30 protein-coding genes are annotated in these 20,141 nt (G+C 69.8%); 29 read left to right on the plus strand and 1 reads right to left on the minus strand.

Going from position 1 to position 20,141, the window contains the following annotated elements:
• Positions 1–373 precede the first annotated feature (373 nt).
• The 4 genes from rpsL (at position 374) to tuf (ending at position 4,690) form a co-directional block, all read left to right on the plus strand.
• The gene (rpsL, locus tag KJP73_RS03480; protein ID WP_122147700.1) at positions 374–742 is read left to right on the plus strand and encodes a 30S ribosomal protein S12; all 369 of its coding nucleotides are present in this window, start codon (positions 374–376) and stop codon (positions 740–742) included.
• A gap of 4 nt (positions 743–746) precedes the next feature.
• On the plus strand, positions 747–1,217 hold the full coding sequence (gene rpsG, locus KJP73_RS03485) for a 30S ribosomal protein S7 (RefSeq protein ID WP_122147699.1): 471 nt from the start codon (positions 747–749) through the stop codon (positions 1,215–1,217).
• 45 nt (positions 1,218–1,262) lie between these two features.
• Positions 1,263–3,380: an elongation factor G gene (gene fusA, locus KJP73_RS03490; protein ID WP_282948201.1), complete on the plus strand. Its 2,118-nt coding sequence runs from the start codon at positions 1,263–1,265 to the stop codon at positions 3,378–3,380.
• 119 nt (positions 3,381–3,499) lie between these two features.
• Entirely contained in the window at positions 3,500–4,690 is a 1,191-nt protein-coding gene (gene tuf, locus KJP73_RS03495) for an elongation factor Tu (protein ID WP_213281373.1), read from the plus strand.
• A gap of 80 nt (positions 4,691–4,770) precedes the next feature.
• Here the strand turns inward: tuf and KJP73_RS03500 are convergent, their stop codons facing one another.
• Positions 4,771–5,166: a hypothetical protein gene (locus tag KJP73_RS03500; RefSeq protein ID WP_213281374.1), complete on the minus strand. Its 396-nt coding sequence runs from the start codon at positions 5,164–5,166 to the stop codon at positions 4,771–4,773.
• Between the two features lie 260 nt (positions 5,167–5,426).
• On the opposite strand from KJP73_RS03500, the gene KJP73_RS03505 reads away from it, so the two are divergent.
• From KJP73_RS03505 to map, 25 genes are all read left to right on the plus strand, one after another.
• Positions 5,427–6,365: a type IV toxin-antitoxin system AbiEi family antitoxin gene (locus tag KJP73_RS03505; protein WP_213281375.1), complete on the plus strand. Its 939-nt coding sequence runs from the start codon at positions 5,427–5,429 to the stop codon at positions 6,363–6,365.
• Positions 6,366–7,010: 645 nt separating this feature from the next.
• Positions 7,011–7,319, plus strand: coding sequence for a 30S ribosomal protein S10 (gene rpsJ / locus KJP73_RS03510; RefSeq protein WP_122147693.1), 309 nt, complete (start codon positions 7,011–7,013; stop codon positions 7,317–7,319).
• Between the two features lie 22 nt (positions 7,320–7,341).
• Positions 7,342–8,001 carry a 50S ribosomal protein L3 gene (gene rplC / locus KJP73_RS03515; RefSeq protein WP_213281376.1) on the plus strand — a complete coding sequence of 220 codons (660 nt, stop codon included), beginning with the start codon at positions 7,342–7,344 and terminating at the stop codon, positions 7,999–8,001.
• 5 nt (positions 8,002–8,006) lie between these two features.
• Positions 8,007–8,699, plus strand: a complete 693-nt coding sequence (rplD, locus tag KJP73_RS03520) for a 50S ribosomal protein L4 (protein WP_213281410.1) — start codon at positions 8,007–8,009, stop codon at positions 8,697–8,699.
• The gene (gene rplW / locus KJP73_RS03525) at positions 8,696–8,998 is read left to right on the plus strand and encodes a 50S ribosomal protein L23 (RefSeq protein ID WP_213281377.1); all 303 of its coding nucleotides are present in this window, start codon (positions 8,696–8,698) and stop codon (positions 8,996–8,998) included. The genes rplD and rplW overlap by 4 nt, the downstream gene beginning before the upstream one ends.
• Positions 8,999–9,032: 34 nt before the next feature.
• Positions 9,033–9,869: a 50S ribosomal protein L2 gene (gene rplB, locus KJP73_RS03530; RefSeq protein WP_213281378.1), complete on the plus strand. Its 837-nt coding sequence runs from the start codon at positions 9,033–9,035 to the stop codon at positions 9,867–9,869.
• 15 nt (positions 9,870–9,884) lie between these two features.
• Positions 9,885–10,166 (plus strand): 30S ribosomal protein S19, encoded by a 282-nt coding sequence (rpsS, locus tag KJP73_RS03535; protein WP_213281379.1) that lies wholly within the window; start codon positions 9,885–9,887, stop codon positions 10,164–10,166.
• A 56-nt stretch (positions 10,167–10,222) separates the two neighbouring features.
• Complete coding sequence (gene rplV, locus KJP73_RS03540; protein ID WP_146838613.1) at positions 10,223–10,588, plus strand: 50S ribosomal protein L22; 366 nt, start codon at positions 10,223–10,225, stop codon at positions 10,586–10,588.
• A 2-nt stretch (positions 10,589–10,590) separates the two neighbouring features.
• Positions 10,591–11,436, plus strand: coding sequence for a 30S ribosomal protein S3 (gene rpsC / locus KJP73_RS03545; protein ID WP_213281380.1), 846 nt, complete (start codon positions 10,591–10,593; stop codon positions 11,434–11,436).
• Between the two features lie 3 nt (positions 11,437–11,439).
• Positions 11,440–11,856 carry a 50S ribosomal protein L16 gene (gene rplP, locus KJP73_RS03550; RefSeq protein WP_013882863.1) on the plus strand — a complete coding sequence of 139 codons (417 nt, stop codon included), beginning with the start codon at positions 11,440–11,442 and terminating at the stop codon, positions 11,854–11,856.
• Positions 11,856–12,095, plus strand: a complete 240-nt coding sequence (gene rpmC / locus KJP73_RS03555) for a 50S ribosomal protein L29 (protein WP_034625876.1) — start codon at positions 11,856–11,858, stop codon at positions 12,093–12,095. The genes rplP and rpmC overlap by 1 nt, the downstream gene beginning before the upstream one ends.
• A 7-nt stretch (positions 12,096–12,102) precedes the next feature.
• Positions 12,103–12,396: a 30S ribosomal protein S17 gene (rpsQ, locus tag KJP73_RS03560; protein ID WP_213281381.1), complete on the plus strand. Its 294-nt coding sequence runs from the start codon at positions 12,103–12,105 to the stop codon at positions 12,394–12,396.
• A gap of 81 nt (positions 12,397–12,477) precedes the next feature.
• Positions 12,478–12,846, plus strand: coding sequence for a 50S ribosomal protein L14 (rplN, locus tag KJP73_RS03565; protein WP_213281382.1), 369 nt, complete (start codon positions 12,478–12,480; stop codon positions 12,844–12,846).
• 2 nt (positions 12,847–12,848) lie between these two features.
• Entirely contained in the window at positions 12,849–13,196 is a 348-nt protein-coding gene (rplX, locus tag KJP73_RS03570; protein ID WP_213281383.1) for a 50S ribosomal protein L24, read from the plus strand.
• Positions 13,196–13,774 carry a 50S ribosomal protein L5 gene (rplE, locus tag KJP73_RS03575; RefSeq protein WP_282948214.1) on the plus strand — a complete coding sequence of 193 codons (579 nt, stop codon included), beginning with the start codon at positions 13,196–13,198 and terminating at the stop codon, positions 13,772–13,774. The genes rplX and rplE overlap by 1 nt, the downstream gene beginning before the upstream one ends.
• Positions 13,775–13,776: 2 nt before the next feature.
• Positions 13,777–13,962, plus strand: a complete 186-nt coding sequence (locus KJP73_RS03580; RefSeq protein ID WP_122147680.1) for a type Z 30S ribosomal protein S14 — start codon at positions 13,777–13,779, stop codon at positions 13,960–13,962.
• 82 nt (positions 13,963–14,044) lie between these two features.
• A complete protein-coding gene (gene rpsH, locus KJP73_RS03585) occupies positions 14,045–14,443 on the plus strand; it encodes a 30S ribosomal protein S8 (protein WP_213281384.1) in 399 nt (132 codons plus the stop codon).
• A gap of 25 nt (positions 14,444–14,468) precedes the next feature.
• The gene (rplF, locus tag KJP73_RS03590; RefSeq protein WP_213281385.1) at positions 14,469–15,005 is read left to right on the plus strand and encodes a 50S ribosomal protein L6; all 537 of its coding nucleotides are present in this window, start codon (positions 14,469–14,471) and stop codon (positions 15,003–15,005) included.
• A gap of 2 nt (positions 15,006–15,007) precedes the next feature.
• Positions 15,008–15,379 carry a 50S ribosomal protein L18 gene (rplR, locus tag KJP73_RS03595; RefSeq protein WP_213281386.1) on the plus strand — a complete coding sequence of 124 codons (372 nt, stop codon included), beginning with the start codon at positions 15,008–15,010 and terminating at the stop codon, positions 15,377–15,379.
• 40 nt (positions 15,380–15,419) lie between these two features.
• Positions 15,420–16,055, plus strand: a complete 636-nt coding sequence (gene rpsE, locus KJP73_RS03600; RefSeq protein WP_213281387.1) for a 30S ribosomal protein S5 — start codon at positions 15,420–15,422, stop codon at positions 16,053–16,055.
• Positions 16,055–16,237 carry a 50S ribosomal protein L30 gene (gene rpmD, locus KJP73_RS03605; protein WP_168630730.1) on the plus strand — a complete coding sequence of 61 codons (183 nt, stop codon included), beginning with the start codon at positions 16,055–16,057 and terminating at the stop codon, positions 16,235–16,237. Before rpsE ends, rpmD begins: the two co-directional genes overlap by 1 nt.
• Positions 16,238–16,239: 2 nt before the next feature.
• Positions 16,240–16,941 (plus strand): 50S ribosomal protein L15, encoded by a 702-nt coding sequence (gene rplO / locus KJP73_RS03610; protein WP_213281388.1) that lies wholly within the window; start codon positions 16,240–16,242, stop codon positions 16,939–16,941.
• Between the two features lie 241 nt (positions 16,942–17,182).
• On the plus strand, positions 17,183–18,481 hold the full coding sequence (secY, locus tag KJP73_RS03615) for a preprotein translocase subunit SecY (protein WP_213281389.1): 1,299 nt from the start codon (positions 17,183–17,185) through the stop codon (positions 18,479–18,481).
• Positions 18,478–19,068, plus strand: coding sequence for an adenylate kinase (locus KJP73_RS03620; RefSeq protein WP_213281390.1), 591 nt, complete (start codon positions 18,478–18,480; stop codon positions 19,066–19,068). Before secY ends, KJP73_RS03620 begins: the two co-directional genes overlap by 4 nt.
• Before the next feature lie 18 nt (positions 19,069–19,086).
• Positions 19,087–19,938 carry a type I methionyl aminopeptidase gene (gene map, locus KJP73_RS03625; RefSeq protein WP_213281391.1) on the plus strand — a complete coding sequence of 284 codons (852 nt, stop codon included), beginning with the start codon at positions 19,087–19,089 and terminating at the stop codon, positions 19,936–19,938.
• The last annotated feature ends 203 nt before the right edge of the window (positions 19,939–20,141 follow it).

A 20,141-nucleotide genomic window follows, 5' to 3' on the forward strand; every position in this document is an offset into this window, starting at 1 on the left:
GGGCGGCCGGGAACACACGGCGGGGGAGCGACGTTGTGCTTCCTGACCGACGTGGCAGGCCGGCACCCTCAGGCTTTGACGGGTGCGCGGACCGCCGAGTAACGTTGGACACCGTGCCCGCGCCGTCGGGCCCTCACGCGCGCTCGACTCACGAGCGCAGGGTGGTCACCCCCACCGCACCGCACCTCGACCCCGGTCTCCCGGGGGATGGTGTGCGGGACGGGACCGGGACGACACGCCCGGGTGCGGGGGTCGGTGCGGGAGGAAAGACCCACCGGGGTAGTCGCGCGACGGGCGACGATCCGGACCAAGCCGGCCGTCCAGGGTGACGGGTGCCGGTCAGACCAGACTTCCTCAACATGACGGAGACGTAGTGCCTACGATCCAGCAGCTGGTCCGCAAGGGCCGGACGCCGAAGACCAACAAGTCGAAGACGCCCGCACTGCAGGGCAGCCCGCAGCGCCGCGGCGTCTGCACCCGCGTGTACACGACCACCCCGAAGAAGCCGAACTCGGCTCTCCGCAAGGTCGCCCGCGTCAAGCTCTCCTCGGGCATCGAGGTCACGGCCTACATCCCCGGTGAGGGCCACAACCTGCAGGAGCACTCCATCGTGCTCGTCCGCGGCGGTCGCGTGAAGGACCTGCCCGGTGTCCGCTACAAGATCATCCGAGGCGCTCTGGACACCCAGGGCGTGAAGAACCGTAAGCAGGCGCGTAGCCGCTACGGCGCGAAGAAGGGCTGAACCGATGCCTCGCAAGGGTCCGGCCCCTCGGCGGCCGCTCATCGTCGACCCGGTCTACGGATCCCCGGTCGTCACCCAGCTGATCAACAAGGTCCTGCTCGACGGCAAGAAGTCCGTCGCGGAGGCCATCGTCTACGGCGCGCTCGAGGGCGTCCGTGAGAAGACCCAGGGCGACCCGGTCGTCGTCCTCAAGCGCGCGCTGGACAACGTCCGCCCGTCGCTCGAGGTGCGCTCCCGCCGTGTCGGTGGCGCGACCTACCAGGTCCCGGTCGAGGTCCGCCCCGTCCGCCAGACCACCCTCGCGCTGCGCTGGCTCACGGACTACTCCCGCGCCCGTCGCGAGAAGACCATGACCGAGCGCCTCATGAACGAGATCCTCGACGCCAGCAACGGCCTGGGCGCCGCGGTCAAGCGCCGCGAGGACATGCACAAGATGGCCGAGTCCAACAAGGCGTTCGCCCACTACCGCTGGTGATCCCAGCGGGACCGGCGGACCCGAGCCAACTGAAGGGCTGAACCTGTGGCACTGGACGTGCTGACGGACCTCAACAAGGTCCGCAACATCGGCATCATGGCGCACATCGATGCCGGCAAGACCACGACGACCGAGCGGATCCTGTACTACACGGGCGTCAACTACAAGATCGGCGAGACCCACGACGGTGCGTCGACCACGGACTGGATGGAGCAGGAGCAGGAGCGTGGCATCACGATCACGTCCGCTGCTGTGACCGCCTTCTGGAACAAGGGCAAGTCGAACGAGACGCAGATCAACGTCATCGACACGCCCGGTCACGTCGACTTCACCGTCGAGGTGGAGCGTTCGCTGCGCGTGCTCGACGGCGCGGTCGCGGTGTTCGACGGCAAGGAGGGCGTGGAGCCCCAGTCGGAGACCGTCTGGCGCCAGGCCGACAAGTACGAGGTCCCCCGCATCTGCTTCGTCAACAAGATGGACAAGCTGGGTGCGGACTTCTACTTCACGGTCGACACCATCGTGAACCGCCTCAAGGCCAAGCCGCTGGTCATCCAGCTGCCGATCGGCTCCGAGAACGACTTCATCGGCGTCGTCGACCTGGTCGAGATGCGCGCGCTCGTGTGGCGTGGCGAGACCGAGATGGGCGCGAAGTACGAGGTCGAGGAGATCCCGGCCGACCTCCTGGAGCGGGCCGAGCAGTTCCGCAGCGAGCTGCTCGAGGCCGTCGCCGAGACGGACGACGACCTGCTCGAGAAGTTCCTGGGCGGTGAGGAGCTCACGGTCGCCGAGATCAAGTCCGGCATCCGCAAGCTCACCATCTCCGGCGAGGCGTTCCCGGTCCTGTGCGGCTCGGCGTTCAAGAACAAGGGCGTCCAGCCCATGCTCGACGCCGTCGTCGACTTCCTCCCGTCGCCCCTCGACGTCCCGGCCATCCAGGGCCACGACGTCAAGGACGAGGAGGTCGTCATCGAGCGCCACCCGGACGCCTCCGAGCCGTTCTCGGCCCTGGCGTTCAAGATCGCCGCGCACCCGTTCTTCGGCAAGCTCACCTTCATCCGCGTGTACTCGGGGAAGGTCGTCCAGGGCGCCCAGGTGCTCAACGCGACCAAGGGCAAGAAGGAGCGCATCGGGAAGATCTTCCAGATGCACGCCAACAAGGAGAACCCGGTCGACGAGGCCACGGCGGGCCACATCTACGCGTTCATCGGCCTGAAGGACGTCACCACCGGTGACACCCTCTGCGCCCTCGACGCGCCGGTGGTCCTCGAGTCCATGACCTTCCCGGAGCCCGTCATCGACGTGGCGATCGAGCCGAAGACCAAGGGTGACCAGGAGAAGCTCTCCACGGCCATCCAGAAGCTCGCCGAGGAGGACCCGACCTTCCGCGTCCGCCTGGACGAGGAGACCGGCCAGACCGTCATCGGCGGCATGGGCGAGCTCCACCTCGACATCCTCGTCGACCGCATGCGTCGCGAGTTCAAGGTCGAGGCGAACGTCGGCAAGCCGCAGGTGGCGTACCGCGAGACGATCCGCCGCAAGGTGGAGAAGATCGACTACACCCACAAGAAGCAGACCGGTGGGTCGGGCCAGTTCGCGAAGGTGCAGATGACCTTCGAGCCGCTGGAGTCCGAGGACGGCGCGCTGTACGCGTTCGAGAACGCGGTCACCGGTGGCCGCGTGCCGCGCGAGTACATCCCGTCGGTCGACCAGGGCATCCAGAGCGCGATGCAGCTCGGTGTGCTGGCCGGCTTCCCGCTGGTCGGCATCAAGGCCACGCTGCTCGACGGTGCCGCGCACGACGTCGACTCGTCCGAGATGGCGTTCAAGATCGCCGGCTCCATGATCCTCAAGGAGGCAGTCCGCAAGGCGGACCCGGTCCTCCTCGAGCCGATCATGGCGGTCGAGGTCCGGACGCCCGAGGACTACATGGGCGACGTGATCGGCGACATCAACTCGCGGCGCGGCATGATCCAGTCCATGGAGGACGCGACGGGCGTGAAGGTGATCCGCGCCCAGGTCCCCCTCTCCGAGATGTTCGGGTACGTCGGTGACCTGCGGTCGAAGACCCAGGGTCGCGCGGTGTACTCGATGCAGTTCGACAGCTACGCCGAGGTGCCTCGGAATGTTGCCGACGAGATCATCAAGAAGACCCGGGGCGAGTAGTCCCACAGGTCGAACCGAGTACGACCAATCAACCCGACCCGTAGGACCGCACGTCCGCAGGGGCACTGAGCCCCTGCATCGTTCGGCAATCTCTACACCAGAGTCCTGAGGAGGACCCAGTGGGCAAGGCGAAGTTCGAGCGGACCAAGCCGCACGTCAACATCGGGACCATCGGTCACGTCGACCACGGCAAGACGACGCTGACTGCTGCGATCTCGAAGGTGCTGCACGACAAGTACCCCGACCTGAACCCCTTCACGCCTTTCGACGAGATCGACAAGGCGCCCGAGGAGAAGCAGCGCGGCATCACGATCAACATCGCGCACGTCGAGTACCAGACGGAGAAGCGTCACTACGCTCACGTCGACGCGCCGGGTCACGCCGACTACATCAAGAACATGATCACGGGTGCGGCGCAGATGGACGGCGCCATCCTCGTGGTCGCCGCCACCGACGGCCCGATGGCCCAGACGCGTGAGCACGTCCTGCTCGCCCGTCAGGTCGGCGTGCCGTACCTGCTCGTGGCGCTCAACAAGTCCGACATGGTCGACGACGAGGAGATCCTCGAGCTCGTCGAGATGGAGGTCCGCGAGCTGCTGTCGTCGCAGGGCTTCGACGGTGACGAGGCGCCGGTCATCCGCGTCTCCGGCCTGAAGGCCCTCGAGGGCGACCCGGAGTGGGTCAAGTCCGTCGAGGACCTGCTGGACGCCGTGGACGAGTCCGTGCCGGAGCCGGTGCGTGACATGGACAAGCCGTTCCTCATGCCGATCGAGGACGTCTTCACGATCACCGGTCGTGGCACCGTCGTCACCGGCAAGGTCGACCGCGGCAAGCTGCAGATCAACTCCGAGGTCGAGATCGTCGGCATCCGCCCGGCGCAGAAGACCACGGTCACCGGTATCGAGATGTTCCACAAGCAGATGGACGAGGCGTGGGCCGGCGAGAACTGCGGCCTCCTGCTCCGTGGCACCAAGCGTGAGGACGTCGAGCGCGGCCAGGTCGTCGTGAAGCCGGGCTCGATCACGCCGCACACCGAGTTCGAGGGTCAGGTCTACATCCTGGCCAAGGACGAGGGCGGGCGTCACAACCCGTTCTACTCGAACTACCGTCCGCAGTTCTACTTCCGGACGACCGACGTCACCGGCGTCATCACGCTGCCCGAGGGCACCGAGATGGTCATGCCGGGCGACAACACGGAGATCTCCGTGACGCTGATCCAGCCCATCGCGATGGAGGAGGGCCTCGGCTTCGCCATCCGCGAGGGCGGCCGCACCGTCGGCTCGGGCCGCGTCACCAAGATCGTCAAGTGATCTGACCCCTTCGGGGAGCTAGACCACACCGGGAGGGCCCGGGTGCTTCGGCACCCGGGCCCTCCTGCGTCCCCGCTCGGTCAGTGGCTGTCGGCGTAGCCCGCGGACCCGTCGCCGTCGAGGTCGGTGCACAGCCCGTGCGCCTCGTCGCGGCCGGCCGACGCCCACTCGGCGACGCAGTCGGCGTACCCCGCGATGTGCCGGAACGTCTCGTCCACCGTCGCGTCCGTGCAGTCCGGGTCGCCGGCGGCCGGGTCGCACGGGTCGCCGGGGGTGGGCGTGGCCCCGGAGGCGGGGGTGTCGTCGGTGGCGGCCGGCGCCGGGGTGGGCGAGCCGGCCCACTCCGCGGCCGGGACGGGGTCGGAGGTCGTGCCGGCGTCGGGCTGACCGGTGCAGCCGGCCAGGGCGAGCGCGAGGGCGGCGCAGGCAGCGGCGCCGGTGAGCCACCGGCGGTCTCGCTGGGAAGGTGTCGTCATGTCCGGCACGGTAGCGCCGCCCCCGCCGCCTCCCGCGAGGCGCGGCCGGGCCGGAGCCGGAACCTCCCGGCCCGGTGCTCGGGTTCGCGCCCGGTCCGCGGGTTCGCGCCCGATGCTCGGGTTCGCGCCCGGTGCAGAGGGCGCAGGCGCGTGCGCCGGGCGCAGTCTCGGCGGCCGGCGCAGGAGGCGCATCGACCTGCTACGGATGTGGGTTGGGGACGACGGGCTGCCGGGCCGGGGGCCGTGCGAGCGTGGCCGGCATGGAGTCTCCCGTCCTTCCTCTGGCGCCCGGCGCGGTGCTGTCCGCCGCCGAGGCCGGCGCCCGGGGTGCGGGGCCCGACGTCCTCGCGGCCGCCGTCCGCTCGGGAGCGCTCGTCCGGGTGCGGCGCGGGATGTACGCGGACGGCACGGGGTGGCGGGACAGTGCAGACGTGCAGCGGCACCTCCTCCGCGTGCGGGCGGCGGCCCGGGCCCTGGGCGACCCCGTGTTCTCGCACCGGTCGGCTGCCGCCGCGTGGGGCATCCCGGTGCTGGGCGGGTGGTCGGACAGGGTGGAGGTCGCGGTCGGCCCCGCTGCAGGCGGTCGGTCACGGAACGGGGTCCGCCGCCGGACCTCCACCGCGCCGCCGCGCTCCGTGGTCCGCGACGGGCTGCGCGTGACGCCGCCGGCGACGACGGTCGTGGACCTGGCGAGGACGGAGAGCTTCGCCTCCGGTCTGGTCGCGGTGGACCATGCGCTGCGGGAGCTGGTCCGCGACCGGGCGGTGCTCGAGTCAGAGCTGGACCGTCTCGGGACGGCCTGGGGGGTGCGCCGCGCGCGGCGGGTGCTGGCCGCTGCCGATCCGCTCTCGGAGTCGCCGGGGGAGTCCCTGAGCCGCGCACGCATGGTCGAGCACGGTGTGCCGGCTCCGGTGCTGCAGCACGTGGTCGCCGATGCCCTAGGCGCCGTAGGCCGCGTCGACTTCTGGTGGCCGGACCTTCGGTTGGTGGGGGAGTTCGACGGGCGGATGAAGTACCGGGTGGCGGGCGTCCGGGACGGTCGAGCACTGGAGGAGCGCGTCTGGGCGGAGAAGCTCCGGGAGGACCGGCTCCGGGCGCTGGGCCTCTCGGTCGTCCGCTGGACCTGGGCCGACGCGTTGGACGGCGCGCCTCTCCTCCGTCGCCTGTCGGCCGCGGGCCTCCTACCGGCCCGGCGCTGAAGCCGGCCGTGCGGGCCTGAGTCTCCCGCACGGACTGCGCCTCCTGCGCGGACTGCGTCCCCCGCATGGACTGCCTCGCGCGCGGACTGCGCCCCCCGCACGGACTGCCTCGCGCAGAGTGCGCCTGGCGCACGGGACTGCGCCCGTTGCTGGGGGCGCAGTCCCGTGGGGCGGGCGCACTCTCTGATGGGGCAAGGGGCGCACTCTCTCCGGGCCGCCGGGCGCGCTCGCTCACGGGGCGCGGGTCCGGCTTCCCCAGCGGGCGTGGATGCCCCGCAGCCGTGGCGGTCGCGGCCGCCCGCGGGGCCCCGGTAGCATCGCCTGGCGCGTGATCATGCGGGTGTGACGCAGGTCCGGTTGGCTTTATCGCGCCGTGCCTGGCACACTAGACAAGTTGCCCGGGGAGGGGCCTGTCTGTGCGCGTGCGCTCGGACGGCCGGAACCCCAGGGCAGGGACGCGTTGAGAGCCCAGCTGGAAGCCCGGGGTCACCCGGTGCACGGGCTCCATCCATCAACGACCTCGTCCCCGTCAGCGCGCCCCGTGCGCACGACGGAGACCGGCGCAAAGGTACGTCGCGAAAAGCGACACGCCCGAGTGCGGGGGTCGGACAGCAGCAGGACGAAGAGAGAGAAGCAGACGACGCCATGGCGGGACAGAAGATCCGCATCCGGCTCAAGTCCTACGACCACGAGGTCATCGACAGCTCGGCGCGCAAGATCGTCGACACGGTGAGCCGCGCTGGTGCGACGGTCGTTGGCCCGGTGCCGCTCCCGACGGAGAAGAACGTCTTCGTCGTCATCCGGTCGCCCCACAAGTACAAGGACAGCCGCGAGCACTTCGAGATGCGCACGCACAAGCGGCTCATCGACATCATCGATCCCACGCCGAAGGCCGTCGACTCGCTCATGCGTCTCGACCTGCCCGCGGACGTGAACATCGAGATCAAGCTCTGACGCTGGGAAGGAACTGATCTTCATGGTTACCCAGCAGAACGCGCGCCCCGTCACGGCGGTGCTCGGCACGAAGCTCGGTATGACGCAGGTCTGGGACGCCGATGGCCGTCTCGTCCCCGTCACCGTGGTCGCTGTCGGCACCAACGTCGTGACCCAGGTCCGCTCCGCTGAGGCTGACGGTTACTCCGCGATCCAGCTGGCCTACGGCCAGATCGACCCGCGCAAGGTGACCAAGCCGCTGAAGGGCCACTTCGAGAAGGCGGGGGTCACCCCCCGTCGGCACGTGGCCGAGATCCGCACGTCCAACGCCGCCGAGTTCACCCTCGGCCAGGAGATCACCGCGGAGGCCTTCGCGGCCGGCGCGCTGGTCGACGTGATCGGCACCACCAAGGGCAAGGGCACCGCCGGTGTCATGAAGCGCCACGGGTTCTCCGGCGTCGGCGCCTCGCACGGTGCGCACCGCAACCACCGCAAGCCGGGCTCGATCGGTGGCGCCTCGACGCCGTCGCGCGTGTTCAAGGGCGTGCGGATGGCCGGTCGCATGGGCCACGCCCGCCAGACCACCCAGAACCTGACCGTGCACTCGGTCGACGTCGAGAAGGGTCTGCTGCTGCTCAAGGGCGCGGTTCCCGGCCCGAAGCGTGGCGTCGTCGTCGTGCGTACCGCCGTGAAGGGGGCATGAACCCCATGTCCGAGACGCTGACCGTCGACGTCGTCGACACCACGGGCAAGAAGGCCGGCACGGCCGAGCTGCCCGGTGAGGTGTTCGACGCCCAGACGAACATCCCGCTGATCCACCAGGTCGTCGTGGCGCAGCTCGCCGCGGCGCGCCAGGGCACCCACGACACGAAGAACCGTGGCGAGGTCCGTGGTGGCGGCAAGAAGCCGTACAAGCAGAAGGGCACCGGCCGCGCCCGTCAGGGCTCGACCCGTGCGCCGCAGTTCGCCGGTGGTGGCGTCGTCCACGGCCCCACCCCGCGTGACTACTCCCAGCGGACCCCGAAGAAGATGAAGGCCGCGGCGCTCCGCGGTGCTCTCTCGGACCGCGCCCGCGCAGGCCGCGTCCACGTCGTCACCGGCTTCGGTGTCAACGAGGCGCCCTCGACCAAGGCCGCCGTGAGCGTGCTGGACCAGCTGTCCGGCCGCAAGCACGTGCTGGTCGTCGTCGAGCGTGCGGACGAGCTGGCGTGGAAGTCGCTGCGGAACGTCGAGCGGGTCCACCTGCTCGTCGCCGACCAGCTCAACACCTACGACGTGCTCGTCTCCGACGACGTCGTGTTCACCCAGGGCGCGCTCGACTCGTTCCTCGCCGGTCCCGCCAAGGGCCGCACGGCGACCGCTGTCGCGACGTCGTCCGAGGTCGAGGAGGACGCCAAGTGACCACCGTCGTCAAGGACCCCCGCGACATCCTGATCGCACCGGTCGTCTCGGAGAAGAGCTACGGGCTGCTCGACGAGGGCAAGTACACCTTCATCGTCGACCCGCGTGCGAACAAGACCGAGATCAAGATCGCCGTGGAGCAGGTCTTCGCGGTCAAGGTCGAGTCCGTGAACACGATCAACCGCAAGGGAAAGACGCGGCGGACGAAGTTCGGGATGGGCAAGCGCAAGGACACGAAGCGCGCGATCGTCACCCTCCGCGAGGGCACGATCGACATCTTCGGCGGACCGGTCGGCTGACCGGGTCCTGAGAGCAGATTGAGGACAGATCCCCATGGGAATCCGTAAGTACAAGCCGACGACGCCGGGCCGCCGCGGCGCCAGCGTCGCCGACTTCGTCGAGATCACGCGCTCGGAGCCGGAGAAGTCGCTGGTCCGTCCGCTGCACAAGACCGGTGGTCGTAACTCGACCGGCCGCGTCACCATGCGGCACCAGGGCGGCGGGCACAAGCGCGCCTACCGCGTGATCGACTTCCGTCGTCACGACAAGGACGGCGTGCCGGCCAAGGTCGCGCACATCGAGTACGACCCGAACCGCACCGCGCGCATCGCGCTCCTGCACTACGCCGACGGCGAGAAGCGCTACATCATCGCGCCGAACAAGCTGAAGCAGGGCGACGTCATCGAGAACGGTGCCGGCGCCGACATCAAGCCCGGCAACAACCTGCCGCTCCGCAACATCCCGACCGGTACGGTCATCCACGCCATCGAGCTCAAGCCCGGTGGCGGCGCGAAGATCGCCCGCTCGGCCGGTGCGTCGGTGCAGCTGGTGGCGAAGGACGGCCCGTACGCGCAGCTGCGCATGCCGTCCGGCGAGATCCGGAACGTCGACCTGCGCTGCCGCGCGACGATCGGCGAGGTCGGCAACGCCGAGCAGTCGAACATCAACTGGGGCAAGGCCGGCCGCATGCGCTGGAAGGGCAAGCGCCCCTCCGTCCGTGGTGTCGCGATGAACCCGATCGACCACCCGCACGGTGGTGGCGAGGGCAAGACGTCCGGTGGTCGTCACCCGGTGAGCCCCTGGGGCCAGCCGGAGGGCCGCACGCGTCGTCCGAACAAGCCGAGCGACAAGCTCATCGTCCGTCGCCGCCGCACCGGCAAGAAGCGCTGATAGGAGCCTAGCGATATGCCTCGCAGCCTGAAGAAGGGGCCCTTCGTCGACGGCCACCTGCAGAAGAAGGTCGACGCACAGAACGCCAGCGGGTCCAAGAACGTCATCAAGACGTGGTCCCGCCGTTCGATGATCACGCCGGACTTCCTCGGCCACACGTTCGCGGTGCACGACGGCCGCAAGCACACGCCGGTGTTCGTGACGGAGTCGATGGTCGGGCACAAGCTCGGCGAGTTCGCCCCGACGCGCACGTTCCGCGGCCACGAGAAGGACGACCGTAAGGGCCGTCGCCGCTGACCCCCGGGTCAGCCAGGCGACTGCCCTGACGGCAGAGACAAGAAGGCAGGACAGCAATGGAAGCCAAGGCGAAGGCGCGGTTCGTCCGCGTCACGCCCCAGAAGGCCCGGCGCGTCGTGGACCTCATCCGTGGCAAGCAGGCCGGCGAGGCCGTGTCGACGCTGAAGTTCGCGCCGCAGGCCGCGGGGGAGACGGTCCTCAAGGTCGTCGAGTCCGCGATCGCCAACGCCCGCGAGGGCGCCAAGCGTGCCGGTGAGCGCTTCGACGAGACCAACCTCTACGTCGCCGAGGCGTACGTGGACGAGGGTCCGACGCTCAAGCGGTTCCGCCCCCGGGCGCAGGGTCGTGCGAGCCAGATCCTCAAGCGCACGAGCCACATCACCGTGGTCGTCGCCGAGCGTGAGACGAAGGGAAGGGCCTGACAGTGGGACAGAAGGTCAACCCGCTCGGGTACCGCCTGGGCATCACGACCGATCACCGTTCGCGGTGGTTCGCCGACTCGACCAAGCCGGGTCAGCGGTACCGCGACTACGTCCGCGAGGACGTGCAGATCCGCAAGCTCATGAGCACCGGTCTCGAGCGCGCGGGCATCGCCAAGGTGGAGATCGAGCGGACGCGTGACCGCGTGCGCGTCGACATCCACACGGCGCGCCCGGGCATCGTCATCGGTCGCCGTGGCGCCGAGGCGGACCGCATCCGTGGCGAGCTCGAGAAGCTCACGGGCAAGCAGGTCCAGCTGAACATCCTCGAGGTCAAGAACGCCGAGATCGAGGCCCAGCTGGTCGCCCAGGGCATCGCCGAGCAGCTGGCGAGCCGCGTGTCCTTCCGTCGTGCGATGCGCAAGGGCATGCAGTCCGCGCAGCGCGCCGGCGCCAAGGGCATCCGCGTCCAGGTCTCCGGCCGCCTCGGTGGCGCGGAGATGAGCCGCACGGAGTTCTACCGCGAGGGCCGCGTGCCCCTGCACACGCTCCGCGCGAACATCGACTACGGCTTCTTCGAGGCCCGCACGACCTTCGGCCGCATCGGCGTGAAGGTCTGGGTCTACAAGGGCGACATGACCGAGCGCGAGTTCGCTCGCGAGCAGGCCACCCAGGCCCCGCGCCAGAACCGCGGTCCGCGTGCGGACCGTGGCGGCGAGCGCGGCGGCGACCGTGGCCCGCGCGGCGGCGGCCGTCGGAACGAGCGGACCGAGGCCCCGGCCGAGGCGACCGCTGCTCCGGCTGCGGCCTCCGGCGAGACGACCGCTCCTGAGACCGGAACGGAGGCCTGAGCCGTGCTGATCCCGCGCAGGCTGAAGCACCGCAAGCAGCACCACCCCGGGCGCTCCGGCGCCGCGACCGGTGGCACCGCGATCTCGTTCGGCGAGTACGGCATCCAGGCTCTCGAGCCCGCCTACGTCACGAACCGCCAGATCGAGGCTGCTCGTATCGCGATGACCCGCCACATCAAGCGTGGCGGCAAGGTCTGGATCAACATCTACCCGGACCGTCCGCTCACCAAGAAGCCCGCCGAGACCCGCATGGGTTCCGGTAAGGGTTCCCCGGAGTGGTGGATCGCCAACGTCAAGCCCGGCCGAGTGATGTTCGAGCTCGCCGGCGTCCCGGAGCCGCTGGCTCGCGAGGCCATGCGCCGCGCGCAGCACAAGCTCCCGATGAAGACCCGTTTCGTGGTTCGCGAGGGTGGTAACTGATGGCTATCGGCACCAAGGACCTGGCTCCCAGCGAGCTGGACGCCTTCGACGACGAGCGCCTCGTGGCCGAGCTGAAGAAGGCCAAGGAGGAGCTGTTCAACCTGCGCTTCCAGTCGGCCACCGGTCAGCTCGAGAGCCACGGCCGCCTCAAGGCCGTGCGTCGCGACATCGCCCGGATCTACACGATCCTGCGCGAGCGCGAGCTCGGCATCCGGACCGCACCGAGTGCGAGCGAGTGAGGACTCGATGAGCGAGAACACCAACGAGGCCACCACCGCTGTTGCGGCGAGCCGTCCGTACCGCAAGACGCGGCGCGGCTACGTGGTCAGCGACAAGATGCAGAAGACCGTCGTGGTCGAGGTCGAGGACCGGGTCAAGCACCCGCTCTACGGCAAGGTCATCCGGCGCACCAGCAAGGTCAAGGTCCACGACGAGGCCAGCACGGCCGGCGTCGGCGACCTCGTCCTCATCATGGAGACCCGCCCGCTGTCCGCGACCAAGCGGTGGCGCGTGGTGGAGATCCTCGAGAAGGCGAAGTAAGCCGCGCCCTCTTCGGCCATATTCCGTTCGGCCAGGCTCGCCCTCGCGGTGAGAACCGGCAGACGACAGGAGTTGAAGTAGATGATTCAGCAGGAGTCGCGACTTCGGGTCGCCGACAACACGGGTGCGAAGGAGATCCTCTGCATCCGTGTGCTCGGTGGTTCGGGCCGTCGCTACGCCGGTATCGGTGACGTCATCGTCGCCACCGTCAAGGACGCCATCCCCGGCGGCAACGTCAAGAAGGGCGACGTCGTCAAGGCCGTCGTCGTGCGCACCCGCAAGGAGCGCCGGCGCGTGGACGGCTCGTACATCAAGTTCGACGAGAACGCCGCGGTGATCCTCCGCAACGACGGCGAGCCGCGCGGGACCCGCATCTTCGGTCCCGTGGGCCGCGAGCTGCGCGACAAGAAGTTCATGAAGATCATCTCGCTGGCTCCGGAGGTGCTCTGACCATGGCGAAGATCAAGAAGGGCGACCTCGTGGTCGTCATCTCCGGCTCCCGCAAGGACCGGGGCAAGCAGGGGCGCGTGCTCGAGGTGCTCGCCGACCGTGACCGCGTGCTGGTCGAGGGCATCCACCGGGTGACCAAGCACACGAAGGTCGGCCAGAGCCAGCGCGGTTCCCGCACGGGTGGCATCGAGACCGTCGAGGCCCCCATCCACGTCAGCAACGTGATGCTGGTGGACCCGGAGACCAAGCGTGGCACCCGGGTCGGCTACCGCACCGAGCAGGTCGAGCGTGACGGCCGGACCCGCACCGTTCGGGTCCGCGTCGCCAAGCGCTCCGGTAAGGACATCTGATGACCGCCATCGACGAGACCACCCGGTCCTACCCGATGCCGCGCCTCAAGGTGCGGTACAACGACGCGATCCGTGGGGCGCTCCGCGAGGAGTTCCAGCACGAGAACGTCAACCAGGTCGCGCGCCTCGTGAAGGTCGTCGTGAACATGGGTGTCGGTGACGCGGCCAAGGACTCCAAGCTGATCGAGGGCGCCATCCGCGACCTCCAGCAGATCACGGGTCAGAAGCCGCAGGTCACCAAGGCCCGGAAGTCCATCGCGCAGTTCAAGCTGCGTGAGGGCATGCCGATCGGCGCGCACGTCACGCTGCGCGGCGACCGTGCGTGGGAGTTCCTGGACCGCCTGCTGTCGACCGCGCTGCCGCGCATCCGCGACTTCCGCGGGCTGTCGCCCAAGCAGTTCGACGGCCACGGCAACTACACCTTCGGTCTGACCGAGCAGTCGATGTTCCACGAGATCGACCAGGACAAGATCGACCGGGTCCGCGGCATGGACATCACGGTGGTCACCACCGCCACGACAGACGCGGAGGGCCGGGCGCTGCTGAAGCACCTGGGCTTCCCCTTCCAGGAGGCATGAGCATGGCGAAGACCGCCCTGATCAACAAGGCCGCCGGCAAGCAGAAGTTCGCCGTCCGCGCCTACACCCGGTGCCAGCGGTGCGGGCGTCCGCACTCCGTGTACCGCAAGTTCGGCCTGTGCCGGATCTGCGTGCGGGAGATGGCCCACGCGGGCCAGCTCCCCGGTGTGACCAAGAGCAGCTGGTAAATAACGACGTCGTAGGTCCGCGACCGCCCGTCCTGACGGACGGGCGGCGTGGAAACCACGGCGAGGAAGGGCGATAGCCCCCATGACGATGACCGACCCGATCGCAGACTTCCTGACGCGTCTGCGCAACGCGAACTCGGCGCACCACGACTCGGTGACCATCCCGTACTCGAAGCTGAAGTCGCACATCGCCGAGATCCTCCAGGCGGAGGGTTACATCTCCGGCTGGACCGTCGAGGACGCCCGTGTGGGCAAGAGCCTCGTGGTCGAGCTGAAGTACGGCCCCAGCCGCGAGCGTGCGCTCGCCGGCATCAAGCGCGTGTCGAAGCCCGGTCTGCGGGTCTACGCGAAGTCGACCAACCTGCCGAAGGTCCTCGGCGGCCTGGGCGTGGCGATCCTGTCCACGTCCTCGGGTCTCCTGACGGACAAGCAGGCCGCCAAGAAGGGCGTGGGTGGGGAAGTCCTCGCCTACGTCTGGTAAGTCCGAGACGGAAAGGAGCTAGCCCATGTCTCGTATCGGCAGAATCCCCGTCCCGGTCCCGGCCGGGGTCGACGTGTCCATCAACGGTGCCGTCGTGACGGTCAAGGGTCCCAAGGGCACCCTGACGCACACGGTCCCGTCGCCCATCGAGGTCGCGCGCGACGGCGAGGACCTCGTGGTCACCCGCCCGAACGACGAGCGCCTCTCGCGGTCGCTGCACGGCCTCACGCGCACGCTGCTCGCCAACCTCGTGACCGGCGTGACCGCCGGCTACGAGAAGAAGCTGGAGATCGTCGGCACCGGTTACCGCGTGACGGCCAAGGGTGACGCGCTCGAGTTCGCGCTCGGCTTCAGCCACCCGGTGTCCGTGACGCCGCCCTCCGGCATCAGCTTCGCCGTCGAGAGCCCCACGCGGTTCTCGGTGGCCGGCATCGACAAGCAGCAGGTGGGCGAGGTCGCCGCCAACATCCGCAAGATCCGCAAGCCTGAGCCGTACAAGGGCAAGGGTGTGCGTTACGCGGGCGAGAACGTCCGCCGCAAGGTCGGAAAGGCTGGTAAGTAGCCATGGCGATCACGGTTATGGGCAAGGGCAAGTTCAAGGCCCGCAAGCGTCGCCACCTCCGGCTGCGCAAGAAGGTCGCCGGCACCGCTGCGCGTCCGCGCCTGGTGGTCACCCGGTCGAACCGGAACCTCGTGGCGCAGGTCGTCGACGACGCCGTGGGTCGCACCCTGGTGTCGGCCTCGACGCTCGAGGCCGACCTGCGTGGCGGCGAGGGCGACAAGACGGCGAAGGCGCGTCGCGTCGGCGAGCTGATCGCCGAGCGTGCCAAGGCGGCCGGCATCGACGCGGTGGTCTTCGACCGCGGCGGCAACAAGTACCACGGCCGGGTGGCTGCGGTCGCAGACGGGGCCCGCGAAGGCGGTCTCGCGCTGTGACGACGTCGACCATCCCCGCATCGAAGAAGAGGATCCACTGATGGCTGCTCCTCAGCGCAGCAACACGGGCGCTCCCCAGGGCGGCGGTGACCGCCGCGACGGTGGTCGCCGCGACGGTCGCCGGGGCGACGCCGCAGAGAAGAGCGCGTTCCTGGAGCGCGTCGTGTCCATCAACCGCGTCGCCAAGGTCGTCAAGGGCGGTCGCCGGTTCAGCTTCACCGCCCTGGTCGTCGTCGGTGACGGCGACGGCACGGTCGGTGTCGGCTACGGCAAGGCCAAGGAGGTGCCCGCCGCGATCGCGAAGGGTGTCGAGGAGGCGAAGAAGAACTTCTTCCGCGTCCCCCGCATCCAGGGCACCATCCCGCACCCCATCCAGGGTGAGGCCGCTGCCGGCGTCGTGTTCCTGCGTCCCGCGTCGCCGGGTACCGGTGTGATCGCCGGTGGTCCGGTGCGTGCGGTGCTGGAGTGCGCCGGCGTCCACGACATCCTGTCGAAGTCCCTGGGCTCCTCCAACGCCATCAACATCGTGCACGCCACGGTGGCGGCGCTGCAGGGCCTCGAGGAGCCGGCCGCCGTGGCCGCGCGCCGTGGCCTGCCGCTCGAGCACGTCGCCCCGGCGTCGCTGCTCAAGGCGCAGGCGGCGGGCCGCCCGTCGGCAGAGAAGGTGGGTGCCTGATGGCCCGCCTGAAGGTGACCCAGACCAAGTCCGCCATCGGCGGCAAGCAGAACCAGCGCGACACGCTGCGCACCCTGGGCCTGAAGCGGATCGGCGACGTCGTCGTCAAGGAGGACCGCCCTGAGATCCGCGGCATGGTCAACACGGTGACGCACCTCGTCGCGGTCGAGGAGGTGGAGTGACGATGGCGGAGAAGGAGACCGACAAGGTCGAGGAGACCGCTGCCGCGGCTCCCAAGGCGACCCGCGCCAAGAAGGCGGCGACCACCGAGTCCGCCGCCGAGAAGCCGGCCGCCAAGAAGCCCGCCGCCCGCACCACCAAGGCCAAGGCCGAGGCGGCTGCGGCGGCGGAGGAGAAGCCCGCTGCCAAGGCGAAGGCCCCGGCGAAGGCTGCTCCGAAGGCCGAGCCGAAGGCCAAGGCCGAGGCTGCGCAGACCGGCGCCGGTGGCACCCTCAAGGTGCACCACCTGCGTCCCGCGCCGGGCGCCAAGACCGCCAAGACCCGCGTGGGTCGTGGTGAGGCGTCCAAGGGCAAGACGGCCGGTCGCGGTACCAAGGGCACCAAGGCCCGGTACCAGGTCTCGGCCGGCTTCGAGGGCGGGCAGATGCCGCTGCACATGCGGCTGCCGAAGCTCCGCGGCTTCAAGAACCCGTTCCGGGTCGAGTACCAGGTGGTCAACCTGGACAAGCTGTCCTCGCTGTACCCCGAGGGTGGCGACGTCACGGTGGCCGACCTGGTCGAGAAGGGTGCCGTCCGCAAGGGCGCCCCGGTGAAGGTGCTCGGCACCGGCGAGCTCACGGTCAAGCTGACCGTGGCCGTCGACGCGTACTCCGGCTCCGCCAAGGAGAAGATCCTGGCGGCCGGCGGCAGCGTCGCGCAGGACTGATCCCTCGGAACGGGGTCGGCGGAGGCACCACGCCCCTGCCGGCCCCGTTCTGCATCTCCACCCGGGGCGGGACCGCCCGTCCGGGTTCCACGAGGCCGCCGCGCCCGGGCCGTGCCCGAAGGATCGGCGAAGTCGGTTAGGGTTCCGCAGGGCGACGGACGGGCACCGCCCGCCGGACGAGGCCGGGCCCCGGGCGCCCGACCGGTAGACGACATCCCGCTTCGGCGGAGCAGGAGGACACGTGCTCAGCGCATTCGTGCGGGCGTTCAGGACACCCGACCTGCGGCGCAAGCTGCTGTTCACGATCGGGATCATGGTGGTCTTCCGGATCGGCTCGTTCCTGCCGACCCCGGGCGTGTCCTACCCGAACGTCCAGGTCTGCATCGACCAGGTGAGCGGCTCGAACACGCTCCTGGGCCTGGTGAACCTGTTCAGCGGCGGTGCGCTGCTGCAGCTGTCGGTGTTCTCGCTCGGGATCATGCCGTACATCACGGCGAGCATCATCATCCAGCTGCTGCGCGTGGTGATCCCCCACTTCGAGGCCCTGCACCGTGAGGGCCAGTCCGGCACCGCGAAGCTCACGCAGTACACGCGGTACCTGACGATCGGCCTGGCGGTCCTGCAGTCGACGACGGTCATCATCACCGCCCGCAACGGCCAGCTGTTCCCGGGCTGCTCCGTGGACGTGATCCCGGACGGCGGCATCGTCACCACGCTCATCATGATCGTGACGATGACGGCCGGTACCGGTCTGATCATGTGGCTGGGCGAGCTCATCACCGAGCGCGGTGTCGGCAACGGCATGTCGCTGCTCATCTTCACGTCGATCGCCGCGTCCTTCCCGGGCGCCATGTGGTCGATCGCCGGCGGCTCGGGCGGCATCGGCGCCTTCCTGGTCATCCTGGCGATCATCGTGCTGGTCATCGCGCTCGTCGTCTTCGTCGAGCAGTCGCAGCGCCGGATCCCGGTGCAGTACGCGAAGCGGATGGTCGGCCGGCGGATGTACGGCGGCTCGTCCACCTACATCCCGATCAAGATCAACATGGCCGGCGTCATCCCCGTCATCTTCGCGTCGTCCCTGCTGCAGGTCCCGGCGCTGCTGTCCGGCTTCGGGGACCCGACCGCGGGCTGGCGGCAGTGGGTGGCGAACAACCTGGCCGCCACGGACGCGCCGCTGCACATCGCGCTCTACGTGCTGCTGATCATCTTCTTCTGCTACTTCTACACGGCGATCACGTTCAACCCGGACGAGGTCGCGGACAACATGAAGCGGTACGGCGGGTTCATCCCCGGCATCCGCGCCGGCCGCCCGACGGCCGAGTACCTGGACTACGTGATCACGCGCATCACCGCGCCCGGGTCGATCTACCTCGCGCTGGTCGCGCTCATCCCGACCATCGCGTTCATCGTGCTGGGGGTCGGGACGAACATCCCGTTCGGCGGCTCCTCGATCCTCATCGTCGTGGGCGTCGGCCTGGAGACGGTGAAGCAGATCGAGTCGCAGCTCCAGCAGCGGCACTACGAAGGGTTCCTGCGATGACCGCCCGCCCCACCGCCCGTCTCGTCCTGCTCGGCCCTCCCGGGGCTGGCAAGGGCACCCAGGCGGCCCGGCTCGCCGAGCAGCTGGGCGTCCCGGCGATCTCGACCGGGGACATCTTCCGGGCGAACATCAAGGGCGGCACGGAGCTCGGCCGCACGGCGCAGGAGTACACCGCCCGCGGTGCGCTCGTCCCGGACGAGGTCACGAACGCCATGGTCCGCGACCGGCTCGCGCAGCCGGACGCCGCCGACGGGTTCCTGCTGGACGGGTACCCCCGCAACGTGGCGCAGGTCGCGGAGCTGGACGCGATCCTGTCCGAGACGGACCGCGCGCTCGACGCCGCGCTCGAGATCACCGCGGACGCCGACGTGGTCGTGGAGCGCCTGCTGAAGCGCGCCGAGATCGAGGGCCGGGCGGACGACACGGAGCCGGTCATCCGGCACCGGCTGGACGTGTACGCCGAGCAGACGGCGCCCATCTCGGGCGTCTACGCCGAGCGCGGCCTGCTCGTGCAGGTCGACGGCATCGGCGAGGTCGACGAGGTGACGGAGCGGCTGCTCGCGGCCCTCGCGTCCCGCGTCGGCTGACCGCGACGGGGAGCCGACGTGTTCGGACGTGAGCGGATCGAGCTGAAGACGCCCGACCAGGTGCTGCTGATGCGGCGGGCCGGGCTGGTCGTCGCGGACGCCCTGGCCGCCGCGCGCGCCGCGGCGGTGCCGGGTGCGACGACGGCCGACATCGACGCCGTGGCGGCCGCGGTCATCGCGGACGCGGGCGCCCAGCCGTCGTTCCTCGGGTACATGGACTACCCGGCGACCGTGTGCGTCTCGGTCAACGACGAGGTCGTGCACGGCATCCCCTCGGGGCGCGTGCTGGAGCCGGGCGACGTGGTGTCGATCGACTGCGGGGCGATCGTCGAGGGCTGGCACGGGGACTCCGCGCTGACCGTCGTGCTGCCGGACGCGGACCCGGCCGACCTGGCGCTGTCCGCCGTCACCGAGAAGGCCATGTGGGACGGCATCGCCGCGCTGGCCTCGGGCAGCGGCCTGGCGGACCGCCTGGGCGTGGTCGGGGAGGCCGTCGAGCTGGCGGTCGAGGAGGCGGACCCGGCGCCCAACGGCGGCGTGCCGTTCGGCATCGTGCAGGACTACGTGGGCCACGGGATCGGCTCGGCCATGCACCAGCCGCCGGACGTGCTGAACTACCGCACCCGGGACCGCGGGTCCCGGCTGAAGCCGGGCATGTGCCTGGCCGTCGAGCCGATGATCACGCGCGGGTCCGCCGGGACCGAGGTGCTCGAGGACGACTGGACGGTCGTGACCGTCGACGGGTCGCGGGCGGCGCACTGGGAGCACTCGGTGGCGCTGCACGAGGGCGGCATCTGGGTGCTGACCGCCGTGGACGGCGGTGCGGCGGAGCTCGCCGCGCGCGGGGTCACGGTCGCGCCGCTGGGCTGAGCGCCGGCCCTCGGGCTCACCCGTCCGGGTGAGCGCGTTCCCCGGCGTGGGTGCCACCACCCGGGACGGATGCGGTCGAACCGGACGAAGGGGTGCTTTCACCCCATTTCGGATTCATGTCGGCTCAGGCAACTGCCGAAGAGATGTCGTTCCCCGCGCCACGGCCCCGGTCGTCGCGCGCCCGTGCGACCTCCCGGACCGAC

Source organism: Cellulomonas hominis (genome assembly GCF_901521055.1).
GTDB classification, from domain to species: domain Bacteria; phylum Actinomycetota; class Actinomycetes; order Actinomycetales; family Cellulomonadaceae; genus Cellulomonas; species Cellulomonas endometrii.

Bases quoted from the DNA above. Each gene is read 5' to 3' on its own strand.
- rpsG (WP_122147699.1), top strand. From the start codon at position 747: ATGCCTCGCAAGGGTCCGGCCCCTCGGCGGCCGCTCATCGTCGACCCG.
- KJP73_RS03500 (WP_213281374.1), bottom strand. From the start codon at position 5,166: ATGACGACACCTTCCCAGCGAGACCGCCGGTGGCTCACCGGCGCCGCT.
- KJP73_RS03505 (WP_213281375.1), top strand. From the start codon at position 5,427: ATGGAGTCTCCCGTCCTTCCTCTGGCGCCCGGCGCGGTGCTGTCCGCC.
- rpsJ (WP_122147693.1), top strand. From the start codon at position 7,011: ATGGCGGGACAGAAGATCCGCATCCGGCTCAAGTCCTACGACCACGAG.
- rplC (WP_213281376.1), top strand. From the start codon at position 7,342: ATGGTTACCCAGCAGAACGCGCGCCCCGTCACGGCGGTGCTCGGCACG.
- rplD (WP_213281410.1), top strand. From the start codon at position 8,007: ATGTCCGAGACGCTGACCGTCGACGTCGTCGACACCACGGGCAAGAAG.
- rplB (WP_213281378.1), top strand. From the start codon at position 9,033: ATGGGAATCCGTAAGTACAAGCCGACGACGCCGGGCCGCCGCGGCGCC.
- rpsS (WP_213281379.1), top strand. From the start codon at position 9,885: ATGCCTCGCAGCCTGAAGAAGGGGCCCTTCGTCGACGGCCACCTGCAG.
- rplV (WP_146838613.1), top strand. From the start codon at position 10,223: ATGGAAGCCAAGGCGAAGGCGCGGTTCGTCCGCGTCACGCCCCAGAAG.
- rpmC (WP_034625876.1), top strand. From the start codon at position 11,856: ATGGCTATCGGCACCAAGGACCTGGCTCCCAGCGAGCTGGACGCCTTC.
- rpsQ (WP_213281381.1), top strand. From the start codon at position 12,103: ATGAGCGAGAACACCAACGAGGCCACCACCGCTGTTGCGGCGAGCCGT.
- rplN (WP_213281382.1), top strand. From the start codon at position 12,478: ATGATTCAGCAGGAGTCGCGACTTCGGGTCGCCGACAACACGGGTGCG.
- rplX (WP_213281383.1), top strand. From the start codon at position 12,849: ATGGCGAAGATCAAGAAGGGCGACCTCGTGGTCGTCATCTCCGGCTCC.
- rplE (WP_282948214.1), top strand. From the start codon at position 13,196: ATGACCGCCATCGACGAGACCACCCGGTCCTACCCGATGCCGCGCCTC.
- KJP73_RS03580 (WP_122147680.1), top strand. From the start codon at position 13,777: ATGGCGAAGACCGCCCTGATCAACAAGGCCGCCGGCAAGCAGAAGTTC.
- rpsH (WP_213281384.1), top strand. From the start codon at position 14,045: ATGACGATGACCGACCCGATCGCAGACTTCCTGACGCGTCTGCGCAAC.
- rplF (WP_213281385.1), top strand. From the start codon at position 14,469: ATGTCTCGTATCGGCAGAATCCCCGTCCCGGTCCCGGCCGGGGTCGAC.
- rplR (WP_213281386.1), top strand. From the start codon at position 15,008: ATGGCGATCACGGTTATGGGCAAGGGCAAGTTCAAGGCCCGCAAGCGT.
- rpsE (WP_213281387.1), top strand. From the start codon at position 15,420: ATGGCTGCTCCTCAGCGCAGCAACACGGGCGCTCCCCAGGGCGGCGGT.
- rpmD (WP_168630730.1), top strand. From the start codon at position 16,055: ATGGCCCGCCTGAAGGTGACCCAGACCAAGTCCGCCATCGGCGGCAAG.
- rplO (WP_213281388.1), top strand. From the start codon at position 16,240: ATGGCGGAGAAGGAGACCGACAAGGTCGAGGAGACCGCTGCCGCGGCT.
- KJP73_RS03620 (WP_213281390.1), top strand. From the start codon at position 18,478: ATGACCGCCCGCCCCACCGCCCGTCTCGTCCTGCTCGGCCCTCCCGGG.